The following is a 12,256-nucleotide window of genomic DNA, read 5'->3' on the forward strand; positions in this document are numbered from 1 at the left end:
GGCTGGGCGGGTGCGGTTGCAGGGCCGGGCCGGCCCGGCCCTGCAACCGCACCCGCCCAGCCCCTGCGGGGCATCCAGATCCACCCGTCGCGCCACGGCCGGCTGCCAGCAGCCACCCGGGCGCGCGGCCGTTGATCGCGCCCCACCGCGCCGGGCCGCTTGTGAGCGGCCACCGGCCCGGCGCTAAGGCAGCCGCGGCCAGGGGTTCTGCTTTTCCAGCTCCGCGGCCAGCGCCAGCAGCCTTCCCTCGCCGCCGGGTGGGGCCACCAGCTGCACGCCGATCGGCAGGCCGTTCGGGTGGCGGCCTGCCGGGACGGACATCGCCGGGTAGCCGGACAGGTTCCACAGGCCCGTGAAGCCCGCCAAGGCGACCGACGGCAACGCGTTCGCCAGGCAGGATCGCTCGTGCCACGCCCTCGCCTTCGGTGGCAGCGTCGCCAGCGTCGGCGTGATCAGGACGTCGTACCGGGCGAAGAACTCCGCCGCCCGCGCCGTCCACCGGCGGGCGGTGCCGGGCGTCACCAGCCGCCGCACCGCCTGTCCGATCCGCACGTGCCGCTGCGTCCGCGGCTGCAGCGTCTCCACCGGCAACCCCGCCGTCTGCTCGGCAGGCCCGGCGAACCACCGCGACACGATCCCGGCCACTGGCTCCACCCCGTACCGCGGCCGCGCCCGCTCGACCCCGTGCCCCGACGCCGCCAGCAGCTCCGCCACCCGCTCCACCGCCGCCGTCAACGGGCGCGGCACCGGCGCGTGCGTCAGCGGCACGTCCGTCGACACCGCGATCCGCAACCGTCCCGGCTCGCCGACCTCCGCCAGCCCCGGCCGGTCCGCCAGCACCGACAACAGCAACGCCGCGTCGGCGACCGTCGTGGCCAGGCTGCCGTGCGCGGACATCCCGAACCAGCCGTCCTCGGCCAGCACGTCCGCCCCCGCCTTGATCCCGACCAGCCCGCACATCGCCGCCGGGAGCCGGATCGAGCCGAGCCCGTCCGTGCCGACCTCGACCGGCACCAGCCCCGCCGCCACCGCCGCCGCGCTGCCGCCGGACGAACCGCCCGCCGTGTACTCCGGCGCCCACGGGTTGCGCGTCACGGCCTCCGGCGAGTCGGTCATCGGCCAGATGCACAGCTCCGGCACGCGCGTGATCCCGACGATCACCGCCCCCGCCGCCCGCAACCGCCGCACGACCAAGTGGTCCGAACCAGCCGGGACGGCCGTGGCGGTCCCGCGCGTCACGGTCTCGCCCGCGACCCCGGCCACGTCCTTGACCGCCACCGGCACCCCGGCCAGCGGGAGCTCCGCCAGGTCCGCACGCGTCCGCAGGAGCCGCGCCTCGGCCACCGCCTCCGCCGCGCGCACCCGGCGGAACGCGCCCACGACCCGGTCCGCCGCCTCGATCCCCGCGATCACCCGTTCGGTCTCCCGCACCGGGTCCGCTTCCCCGGCCCGCACCGCCTCGGCCAGCGCCTTCGCCGTCACCACCATGTGCGAACCCTATAGAAGAAACCGCGACGCAATAGCCGCTCGCGTGACCGGTCGATCACACAGCGGCCCGGTCGGTGTCGGATTCGTCACGGTTCTCGGCGCACGAAACGTGATCAATCCGTGCACCCACCGTGAGACGGCCTGTTCAGCGCGATCCTCCGAAGTGGACCCGCGGCCGCGGGCTCGACCAGGACCCCTTGCGCCACAGCTAGAATCCGGTTCGGAAACCCCGGTACCCTCATCGATAAAGGTGTGCGATATCACAGGAAAAACGGACGCAGCACCGACCACTGCAACCAATCGGAGCAAACGGCAAGACCATCCGGCGGAATAGTACCCGCGGAACGCCTCGGCATTCCACAGTCCGGCGATGATCCGCGCGACCCCGTTAGTGCGGGCGTAACGGGATCATATAGCCGGACGACAATATCCGCGCGGCTGACGAAGTCCCGGACACCTCGACGGAGAGGCGTCCGGTGCGGACAGAACGTGAAGTTGACTCATACTTGTCCGGGCTGGTTCACTCTCCCGGTCGTACAACCCACTGCGGTTCCTGTGCGAAGCGTCAACTCGGGTCCGGGGGCCGAGGCCATCACATCGAGTTGCGGGAAGGCTCCTCAGAGCGTTGAAAAAGGTATTCGGAACACGTAGGCGGCGTGCTTCGATCCGGTCGAGGGTGCTCGCGATCGCGATCGTGCCCAGCGTCGCCCTGCTGCTCGCCGGCGTGGCGCTCGCGGGCTACCTGGTCGTGCAGGCGGTCAACGCCCGCGAGTTCGCGACGAAGGTCCACGACTCGGCCGAGCCGGGCGCCCTCTTCTTCGGCGCGGTGCGCGCCGAGCGGGTGCTGACCCTGCGCACGCTGGCCGGCAACGGCACGCCGGGGGCGGATCTGATCCAGGCCCGGGCCAAGACGGACACGACGGCCGCGCGCATGGCGACCGTCCTGCAGGACATGGTCGACGACGCCCCGGAGTCGGTGCGCCAGAGCATCGCCAAGACCAGCGCGAACTTCGCCCAGCTGCCCGAGCTGCGTCAGCGCGTGGACAGCAGGCAGGCGTCCCCGCTCGAGGCCTACGCCTTCTACAACCGCATCATCGACGAGTTCGCCACCGGTCTGAACGGCGTGGCCGAGGGCGCGCCGGACGCCCAGACCGCGTTCCTCCGCGTCACCGCGATGCCGCTGTTCACCGCGGCCGACGCGATGTCCCGCGGTGACGCGCTGGCGGCCGCCGGCATCGCCGGCCGCGGCCTGTCCGAGGAGGAGTTCCGCACCTACATCAGCCAGGTCGGCGCCTACCACGCCGAGCTGGCGGTCGCCGCCCCGCAGATGATCCCGTCGGTGCGCGCCAAGTACGACGCGCTGCTGGCCAGCCCGGCGTGGGACACGCTGAGCGTGGTGGAAAACGCTTTCCTGCGCGGCAACCAGGATTCGCTGCCGGTGCCCGAGGCGCAGTGGCGCGACGCCGCGACGCAGGTCGGGAACGCGCTGATGGGCCTCTACATCGAGCAGAGCTCCAACGCCACCAACGTCGGCCTGGACAGCGGTGACCGGACCCTGGTCACCTCGATCATCGCCGGCGCCGCCGCGCTGATCGTGTCGCTGGCGGTGTTCTTCTTCGCGTGGCGCCTGTCCAACCGGCTGATCCAGCGGCTGGGCCGGCTGCGCGAGGAGACCCTGGAGGCCGCCGAGACGCAGCTGCCGCAGCTGGTCGAGCGGGTCCGCACCGGTGAGGCCGTCGACCTCGACACCCAGGTCGCGCTGCTGGACCACGGCGACGACGAGATCGGCCAGGTCGCCGACGCGTTCAACAAGGCGCAGCAGACCGCGATCGCGGCCGCCGTGGACGAGGCCAAGACCCGTGAGGGCACCAAGAAGGTCTTCCTCAACATCGCCCACCGCAGTCAGGTGCTGGTGCACCGGCAGCTCAAGGCCCTCGACGAGGCCGAGCGCAAGCAGGAGGACCCGGACCAGCTGGACATGCTGTTCCGCCTGGACCACCTGTCCACCCGCGCGCGCCGCAACGCCGAGAACCTGATCATCCTGGGCGGCGAGCGGCCGGGACGGCAGTGGCGCAACCCGGTCGCGCTGGCCGACCTGATCCGCGGCGCCACCGGGGAGACCGAGGACTACGCGCGCGTCACCGTCGGCAAGCTGCCGAACGTCGCGGTCGCCGGCCCGGTCGTCGCCGACCTGGTGCACCTGCTCGCCGAGCTGCTGGACAACGCCACGTCGTTCTCGCCGCCGAACTCGCGCGTCGAGGTGTTCGGTGACGTCGTCGGCAAGGGCGTGGTCATCGAGATCGAGGACCAGGGCCTGGGCATCGAGCCGGAGCAGGCCGAAGAGCTGAACGCGATGCTGCGTGAGCCGCCGGACTTCAGCGTCATGGCGCTGTCCGCGGAACCGCGTCTGGGCCTGTTCGTGGTCGCGCGCCTGGCGTCCCGGCACGGGATTTCGGTGACGCTGCGCGATTCCGCCTACGGTGGCACCCGGGCGATCGTGCTCGTCCGGTCCGAGCTGCTGGCTCCGGTGCCGCAGCCGGACGACGCCCCGCAGCCCGAGGAGGCGCTGGTCCCGGCCCAGAGCGCGCCGGCGCACCGGTGGCCCGGTGAGGCCGACGCGCCACCGGAGCCGGCCACCAACGGGCACCACCAGGCAGAGCCGACGGCGCGGGTGGACCTGTTCCGCCCCACGGTCCCGGCTGCTCCGCCGGAGCCTGCGCCGCAGCAGCAGCACACGCCGCCGCAGCGCCCGCAGATCCCGCTGCGCGCGCCGCTGGACACCCGCGTGCCGATCGACACGCGCCCGCCCCAGGCCCGGCCGCCGCAGCACGCCGGACCGATCTCGCCGGACCGCCCGCCGCTGCCGCGGCGCCGACGGCAGCAGAACCTGGCCCCGCAGTTGAGGAAGGACGAGGAGACCGCGACCTTCAGCGCCGCCACCAACGACAGCCCGAAGCCCGACCACAGCACCGTGCCCGACGACAGCCCGGAGCAGGCCCGCAGCCGGCTCTCGGCGTTCCAGCAGGGCACCCGCCGCGCACGCGAACAGGATCCGAGCACCACCGACATTCTGGGAGAGCACACGTGACGAACGCGGGAATCAACGAGCTGGACTGGCTCCTCGACGACCTCCTGCAGCAGGTCGTGGGAGCGGACCGGGCGGTTGTGCTGTCGGCCGACGGCCTGCTGATCGGCCGGTCGACCAACCTGTCCGAAGAGGACGGTGAGCACCTGTCGGCGGTGGCGTCGGCGTTCCAGAGCCTCGCCAAGGGCACCGGGCGCCACTTCGGCGGCGGCGCGGTGCGCCAGACCGTCGTGGAGATGGACCACGCGTTCCTGTTCGTCACCACGGCCGGGCACGGCGCCTGCCTCGCGCTGCTGACCGCCGCGGACGTCGACATGGGTCTGGTCGCGTACGCGATGAACATGATGGTCAAGCGGGTCGGTGCCGCACTGAGCGCGGCGCCACGAGTTGAGCAGCAAAGCACGCCATGATGATCAGGCGGGACGACGACACCTGGTTCGACGACGCGGCCGGACCGATCGCCCGGCCGTACACGATCACCGGCGGCCGCACCCACGCCGGTGACATCGACCTGCAGCTGCTGTCCCTCGTGGTCGCCCTGCCCGGCCTGGCCGAAGCGGCCACCATGGCACCGGAGTACGCCCGGATCGTGCGGCTGTGCCAGCGGCCGCTGTCGGTCGCCGAGGTCGCGGCGCACCTGGACCTGCCGGTGCCGATCGTGAAGGTGCTGCTGGCCGACCTCATCGAGCGCGGACACGTGATCTACCGGACGTCCCAGCCCATCTCCGACACCCCGGAACAACACGTACTTCAGGCGGTTCTCGATGGCATTCGCAGGCTCTGAGCCCCGGCGGAACGTCTCCGCCACCGTGGTGAAGCTGCTGATCGCAGGCGGCTTCGGGGTCGGCAAGACCACCATGGTCGGCTCGGTGAGCGAGATCTCCCCGCTGCGCACGGAGGAGGCGATCACCCAGGCCTCGGCCGGGATCGACGACCTCACCGGGGTGGAGAGCAAGACCACCACGACCGTGGCGCTGGACTTCGGCCGCATCACGATCAACCCCGAGCTGATCCTGTACCTGTTCGGCACGCCGGGGCAGGACCGGTTCTGGTTCATGTGGGACGAGCTCGCGCAGGGCGCGCTGGGCGCGGTGGTGCTCGCCGACACGCGCAGGCTGGAGAGTTGCTTCCCGGCGGTGGACTTCTTCGAACGGCGCGGGCTGCCGTTCGTGGTCGGCGTCAACTGCTTCGACAACGCCTACCGCTACGGCACCGAGGAGGTGCGCGCGGCGCTGGAGCTGGACGACACGGTGCCGATCCTGCTGTGCGACGCGCGGGACCGGGAGTCGACCAAGCAGGTGCTGGTGATCCTGATGCAGCACGTGATGGCGAACGCGGCACTGGCCCGTCGCTAGTCGACGGTGCCCCAGCGGCCGGGTGGGAGCACGATGAAGCGTGCCTTGCCGATGAGGTCGTCCACCGGGACCGGGCCCTGCTCCTCGCAGCGCGAGTCGCACGAGTTGTTGCGGTTGTCGCCCATCACCCAGACGTAACCCTCCGGCACCCGGACCGGCGGGAAGGAGTCCTGCCACTGGCGCGCCGGGTCCTGCCAGTGTATGTAGGGCTCGTCCAGCGGCCGGCCGTCGACGAGGACCCGGTTCCGGTCGTCGCAGCACTGCACGGTCTGACCGCCGGTGGCGATGATCCGCTTGACGAAGTCGCGCTCGTCCGGCGGCGCCAGGCCGAACACCGAACCGACGTCCTGGAGGAAGTGCACCACCGCGTTGTCCGAACGCGTGGTCGTCACCTCGTCGCCCACCCACGCCTCCGGGCCCTTGAACACCACGACGTCACCCGCCTCCGGGTCGGTGAAGTCGTAGGTGATCTTGTCGACCAGGATCTTGTCCCCGTAGCACCCGGCGTAGCCGTGCAGCGTGGTTTCCATCGACCCCGACGGGATCGTGTACACCCGCGCGAAGAACTGCTGGAACACGAACGCCAGCACCAGCGCGACGACGATCAGGATCGGCAGCTCGACCCAGAACGGACGCTGTTTCCTGGGCCGCCGCCACCGCCTCGCCGGGCGGGTGGTGCTCTCCTGACCTGCGTCCTCCGGGTTCGGCACCGCACCAGGCTATCGAAAACGGCGTCAGTAGGGGTTCACCCGGTCCCGGAACTTCGCGGCCACCTCGTCGGTGTCCGACTTCGGGTAGGAGATCCGGGCCGGGTCACCGTCCGATGTGTACCGGCTGTCCGCGTTCTGCGCGAGCTTGTCCAGCCACACCGCCGAACCGTATTCGGCCTCCTCACCCGTCGGGCCCTGCGAGCGGATGCGCGGGATGTTGAGCGGGTCGAAGTCGGCGGTGAACGGTGACGCGGACGGGTTCGAGCCGACCAGGAACGCGCCCTGGTAGCGGTAGCCCGCGCCCTGCAACGCCAGCTCCTTGGGCCGCGGGTGGATGCCGAACGGCAGCGCGATCGTGGTCGGGTTCGCCCGCGGCGAGGCCCGCCGGATCAGCGCGTCCAGCTCGCCGATCTCGGCCTGCGCGGTCTGCTCGTCGGCCTCGCGCAGGTTCGCGTGGGTCCTGGTGTGGTTGCCGACGTCGAAACCGTGGTCCAGCAACCACGGGATGGTCCGGGCGCCACCGGGGTCGCCGAACGGCTCGGCGTTGACGTAGAACGTGGCGACCGGCCGGAACCGCGGGTGGCTGCGGGCGAAGTCGAGCATGATCGCGACGGCGGTGCCCGGCACCGGGTTGCCGTCCGGGCCGAGCGCGAACTGGCTCGGGTCGCCGTCGTCGAAGGTGAGCACCACGGGGTGCGTGCCGGCCGGGACGTCGATGCGGCCCGCGGTGAAGTCGGCGGCCGACACCGGGACGTAGCCCTCGCGGTCGAGCCGTTCCAGCTCGGCGCGGAAGTCGTCCGGCGTGCGGTCGTAGACCGATTCGGGTTCGGTCACGATGCGGTGGTACATCAGCACCGGGACCCGGCCCAGCTCGTTGGCGCGCACCGTGGCGGGCGCGGCCGGGGCCGCCGCCGGGGCGGACGAGCGCAGCGGGGCGAACGCGGCCCACCCCTCGCCGCCGTCGCTCTGCTCGTGCGGGTGGCCCTCGACGACCGTCGTGCACGCCGTGAGCAGGAACAGGACCGCGACGAGGGAAGCCAGCTTGGGTGTCACGCCTACCAACGTGCGCCGTCCGTAGCGCGGAGGCAACGGGGTGTAACCCGAAGGGATGGATTCCCGAATGACCCGCCTGATCCGGGGAATGTGCCCGCTGCTCGGCACACCGGCGCGGGAGGGTTACATGGGCAGGCACCGGACACGGTCCCGGAACGCGGTTCTGGTCCTCGTGGCCATCATCGCCACGGTCGCCATCGCCGCCACCCCGACGGTGGTGCAGTCGCTCCCGTTCGGGCTGGCCATCCAGGGCCTCGGCGACGGGGTCACCACCAACGCGGAGTCGCTGCGGGACATCCGGGTGCTGGCGGCCAGGGACAGCGACCTCGATCGGGTCACGGTCATCCTGGACGACCAGCCGGTGACCACAGCGCGTGACGGTGGCCGGCTGGTCCTGCCGCCGCTGAAGGTCGGCGACGGCGAGCACACCCTCGTCGCCCGGCTGCCGAACGAGATTCCGGGCCTGCCGGACGCCGAGGTGTCCCGCACCTTCCACGTCGACAACACCGCGCCGGAGCTGTCCTTCCAGCCGATCGAGATCAGCGACCCGCGCAAGCCGGTGACCCTGCGCGGCACGGCCAAGGGCGCGGACAAGGTCACGGTGCAGGGCGAAGAGGTGAAGGTCAACGAGTTCGGCAACTTCACCGTCACCATCCCGACTCCCCCGGCGAAGATCGAGATCGGCGCGCAGGACGCGGCGGGCAACCGCGCGGCCGGCCGGGTCCCGGTGCGCGCGCGGCACCCCGGCATGCGCGGCGTGCACATGACCGCGGTGGCGTGGACGGCGCCGGCGCTGCGCGAACCGGTGCTGCAGATGGCGCGGGACGGGTTGATCGACACGGTCCAGCTGGACATCAAGGACGAGAGCGGCGAGGTCGGGTACGCCTCGCAGGTGCCGCTCGCGAAGGAGATCGGCGCCGCGAAGAACTACTACGACCTGCACGGGGTCGTCGAGCAGCTGCACAAGGAGGGGGTCCGCGTCGTCGGGCGGCTCGTCGCGTTCCGGGACCCGATCCTGGCGCGGGCGTCGTGGGAGTCCGGCGAGCGCGACCGGGTCGTGCAGAGCGCCGACGGGCAGCCGTGGGCGGGCGGGTACGGCGAGTACGCGTTCACCAACTTCGCCAACCGCGAGGTGCGGGAGTACAACATCGCGCTGGCGACGGAAGCCGCGCGGGCCGGGTTCGACGACATCCTCTACGACTACGTGCGGCGGCCCGAGGGCCCGATCGAGCAGTTGCGGTTCCCCGGACTGGAGGGCACGCCGGAGGAGGGGATCGTGGACTTCCTCGCCGAGAGCCGCAACGCGGTGCGGGCCGAGGGCGCGTACCTGGGCGCGTCGGTGTTCGGGATAGCGGTCAACCGGCCGACGCAGATCGGGCAGGACATCACCGCCATGGCACGCAAGGTGGACTACATCGCGCCGATGATCTACCCGTCGCACTGGGGTCCGGGCGAGTACGGGGTCGCCGATCCGGAGTCGCAGCCGCTGGAGATCACCCAGCGGTCGCTGGCGGCGTTCGCCGAGAAGGCCGCCGGCACGCAGTCGGTGATCATCCCGTGGATCCAGGCGTTCAGCATGTCCGTCCACTACGGACGCGACCAGATCCGCGCGCAGCTGGACGGGGCGCGGGCCAACGGGATCGACTCGTTCCTGCTGTGGAACGCCTCGTGCAAGTACAACGCGGCGGACCTGGCGCCCTGACCGGTCAGACCGGGAGGGGTTCGATCTCGCCCGGGGTGGCGTAGCGGTACCGATCGCCCACCTTGATCTCCAGGTGCAGGTATCCCTCTTCATCGGACAGTACCGCGTGGACCGTCCCGATCAGACCGTCGCGCAGCCGCACCCGGCTCCCGGCGGACACCGCGACCCCGGCGACCACCACCTCGTCGGTCTCCGGGCACACCGCGCCGGGGTCCCACCAGGTGTCCTCCAGGATGCCCCGGCGCAGGTACTGGATGCGTTCTTCGCTCTCCGGCACGAGGATCGGGTGGTCGTACAGGGTGACCGGCGCGGCCAGCACCGCGGCGTCGTTGTCGCCCAGCAGCACCGGCCACAGCCGGTGGCTTTCGCACTGCTCGGCGGCCGCACGAGCCCACGGCGGCGGCTCGGTCAGCGACACGAACCGGCCGGCGTTCACGGCGAGCACCACGTGGACGGACAACATCGCGTGCCGCAGCGCCTCTTCGCGCGATGAGTCCGGCTCGTACCACTCGGTGGTGTTGACGACGTCGGCGCGCAACCGGATCCCGGTGCGGCCGCCCAGGACCCGCGCGCTCCGCCGCAGCTCGCCGGTGACCGACCAGCTGCGGCGGACGAGTTTCCCGGCCCGGCCGAGGATTTCGGTCCGCTCGGCGCCGCCGACGACGAACGGGACGCAGGTGCGCTGGGCGGTCAGCTCGGCGACCGGCAGCACCGCGTCGATCTCGCGCTCGACCACCTCGTCCCAGGTGGTGTGCTCGGTACCGTCCACGGTCAGCGACGCCACCGGGTCGTACCCGCCGTCGGCGCCGCGGCGGCACACGACGCGCTCCTGGCTCTGCAGGAACCGCAGCCGGACGTGCAGCACGGCGTGCGAGCGCGGTTCGAGCAGGCACTCCACGCGGCAGTCGGCGAAGTCACCGGCCTGCGGCGACGCGAACGCCGGCGGCATCAGCACGCCGAAGTCCGGCGTCCGCGGGTGGTACAGGACGGCGTCGCCGATCGCCCTGGCGGTGTCGAACGCGGTGGTCATGCGACACGGTAGGACTGTAACGCATATCACACAAGCGCGATCGCCCGCGCTGGGGACGTAAACGCTGGTCAACAACGGTGCAGAGCCGATCGGCCACGTATCGTGGTTCACCCGATCAGCCCAGTTCTGCGGACCGGTAGGCGGGTACGGCTTGGGGACACCGGGAGGGCGGCCGATGCGCACCGAACTGATCGACGCCCTGCTCGAACTGCTGGCGCGCGAATCCGAGGACTTCGACGTGCACCGGTTCGCGCAGGACCTCGCCGAGCGCGCGGCGGTTCTCGGGCCGGCCCGCGACGCCGGGGTGGTGCTGTCGTTCCCGGCGGAGCCGGAGCGGATCACCGCCGGCACCGGAGCCGCGCCGGCGCTCGTGCGGTTCCAGCTCGAACACGACGAGGGGCCCGCGCCCGAATGCCTCCACAGTGGATCATCCGGTGGTGGTCCGTGGCCCCGGTTTTCCACTGCCTGCGCGGAAGCCGGTTACTCCTCAGTAGAAACTTTGCCGATTCTGGCGGACGGCCGGGTTTTCGGTGCGCTCTGTCTGTTCGACGCCGGCGGGAACGCGGGCGGGACCGGGCTTCGGCTGGCGCACGCCGCGGCGCTTCGCCTGGCCCACCAACGGGATCTGCACCAGCTCGGCGTGCGGTTGCGGCACCTGCAGACCGCGTTGGACAGCCGGATCGTCATCGAGCAGGCGAAGGGGATGCTCGCCGAACGGCACAAGATCGGTGTGGACACTGCGTTCGAGGGGTTGCGGCGGTACGCGCGTGACCACAACCAGCGGGTCGCGGACCTGGCGCGCGCGATCGTCGACGGCCGCGACCCGGTGCGGCCGAACGATTTCTGACGGTTTCCGGGGGACGAAGGGTCGTGTTCCGGACATTCGCCGGTTAGCATCGGGTTCCGCCGTCGCCAGGAGGCAGGCAGACGGCGGAGGAGGAACCCGCTCCGGACCCCGGCGGTGCCCGCTGTTGGAATGCTCGATGCGAGGGGAGCACCGGATGACGACCACGTCCCACGACCACCAGCTGCAGGCGGACGCTTTCCGCGTCGGGGACCGGCTGATGTACCTCGACCGCGACGACGACGGGCCGGACAAGGTGACCGTGCGCGTGGGTGTCGTGTCCGGGAAGTGCCGGACCGGCGAGGAGGGCCTGCTGGTGCCGATGACCGACGAGGACGGCGGGGAGCGGTGGATCGCCGCCTCGGACGTCCTGGGCAGCGGCTCGAGAGCGGGCAACCGTCATGAGACCGATCGGCCCGCGCGGTGGCGGCACCACCTGTCGCCCAGCGGACGGCACCATCGGCAGGAGGCGCCGGAGTCGTGAGGTGAGCCGGGCGTCCGGCTGGCCGGGCGTCCGGCGGTGGTTCCGGGCGGCCGGGGCGGTGGTTCCGGCAGCCCGGCGGTGGTTCCCGGCGGCCCGGCGGCGGTTCCCGGGCGTCTGGGCGGCGGTTCCCGGGCGGTCGGGCGGTGGTGCCGGGCGCCCGGGCGGCGGTTTCGGGCGGCCGAGCGGTGGTTCCGGGTATTCGGGCGGTTCCCGGGCGTCTGGGCGGCGGTTCCCGGGTGTCCGGGTGGCGGTTCCCGGGCGGTCGGGGCGGTGCTTCCGGGCGTCCGGGTGGCGGTTCCCGGGCGTCTGGGCGGCGGTTCCCGGGCGTCTGGGCGGCGGTTCCCGGGTGTCCGGGTGGCGGTTCCCGGGTGTCCGGGTGGCGGTTCCCGGGTGTCCGGGTGGCGGTTCCCGGGCGGTCGGGGCGGTGCTTCCGGGCGTCCGGGTGGCGGTTCCCGGGCGTCTGGGCGGCGGTTCCCGGGCGTCTGGGCGGCGGTTCCCGGGTGTC

General features: G+C 72.0%; 10 protein-coding genes and 1 pseudogene. 7 read left to right on the forward strand and 4 right to left on the reverse strand.

All coding sequences use genetic code 11. The features are described from left to right. Positions 1-183: 183 nt before the first annotated feature. On the reverse strand, positions 184-1,488 hold the full coding sequence (locus D0D15_RS33810) for an amidase family protein (protein WP_208646210.1): 1,305 nt from the start codon (positions 1,486-1,488) through the stop codon (positions 184-186). Between the two features lie 676 nt (positions 1,489-2,164). Here D0D15_RS33810 and D0D15_RS33815 point away from each other — a divergent pair. From D0D15_RS33815 to D0D15_RS33830, 4 genes are read left to right on the forward strand one after another with little or no spacing between them, the layout of a single operon-like run. Next, complete coding sequence (locus D0D15_RS33815) at positions 2,165-4,576, forward strand: sensor histidine kinase (protein WP_115945039.1); 2,412 nt, start codon at positions 2,165-2,167, stop codon at positions 4,574-4,576. Continuing rightward, positions 4,573-4,983, forward strand: a complete 411-nt coding sequence (locus tag D0D15_RS33820; RefSeq protein WP_020421504.1) for a roadblock/LC7 domain-containing protein — start codon at positions 4,573-4,575, stop codon at positions 4,981-4,983. The genes D0D15_RS33815 and D0D15_RS33820 overlap by 4 nt, the downstream gene beginning before the upstream one ends. Beyond that, on the forward strand, positions 4,983-5,357 hold the full coding sequence (locus D0D15_RS33825; protein WP_017984828.1) for a DUF742 domain-containing protein: 375 nt from the start codon (positions 4,983-4,985) through the stop codon (positions 5,355-5,357). The genes D0D15_RS33820 and D0D15_RS33825 overlap by 1 nt, the downstream gene beginning before the upstream one ends. Beyond that, positions 5,338-5,928 (forward strand): GTP-binding protein, encoded by a 591-nt coding sequence (locus tag D0D15_RS33830; protein ID WP_094004668.1) that lies wholly within the window; start codon positions 5,338-5,340, stop codon positions 5,926-5,928. The genes D0D15_RS33825 and D0D15_RS33830 overlap by 20 nt, the downstream gene beginning before the upstream one ends. Before the next feature lie 2 nt (positions 5,929-5,930). Here the strand turns inward: D0D15_RS33830 and lepB are convergent. After that, positions 5,931-6,638, reverse strand: a pseudogene (lepB, locus tag D0D15_RS33835) (signal peptidase I); the annotation flags it as partial. A 24-nt stretch (positions 6,639-6,662) separates the two neighbouring features. Continuing rightward, complete coding sequence (locus tag D0D15_RS33840; protein WP_094004666.1) at positions 6,663-7,691, reverse strand: polysaccharide deacetylase family protein; 1,029 nt, start codon at positions 7,689-7,691, stop codon at positions 6,663-6,665. A gap of 127 nt (positions 7,692-7,818) precedes the next feature. Here D0D15_RS33840 and D0D15_RS33845 point away from each other — a divergent pair, with 127 nt between their 5' ends. Then, positions 7,819-9,393, forward strand: coding sequence for a putative glycoside hydrolase (locus D0D15_RS33845; protein WP_094004761.1), 1,575 nt, complete (start codon positions 7,819-7,821; stop codon positions 9,391-9,393). A gap of 4 nt (positions 9,394-9,397) precedes the next feature. Here D0D15_RS33845 and D0D15_RS33850 read toward each other — a convergent pair whose 3' ends face one another. Further along, on the reverse strand, positions 9,398-10,423 hold the full coding sequence (locus tag D0D15_RS33850) for a hypothetical protein (protein WP_094004665.1): 1,026 nt from the start codon (positions 10,421-10,423) through the stop codon (positions 9,398-9,400). Between the two features lie 175 nt (positions 10,424-10,598). On the opposite strand from D0D15_RS33850, the gene D0D15_RS33855 reads away from it, so the two are divergent. Next, complete coding sequence (locus D0D15_RS33855; RefSeq protein ID WP_094004664.1) at positions 10,599-11,270, forward strand: GAF and ANTAR domain-containing protein; 672 nt, start codon at positions 10,599-10,601, stop codon at positions 11,268-11,270. A gap of 154 nt (positions 11,271-11,424) precedes the next feature. After that, positions 11,425-11,751, forward strand: coding sequence for a hypothetical protein (locus tag D0D15_RS33860; RefSeq protein ID WP_094004663.1), 327 nt, complete (start codon positions 11,425-11,427; stop codon positions 11,749-11,751). Positions 11,752-12,256: the final 505 nt, after the last annotated feature.

Origin of the sequence: Amycolatopsis thermalba (genome assembly GCF_003385215.1) — a bacterium.
Taxonomy (GTDB): domain Bacteria; phylum Actinomycetota; class Actinomycetes; order Mycobacteriales; family Pseudonocardiaceae; genus Amycolatopsis_E; species Amycolatopsis_E thermalba.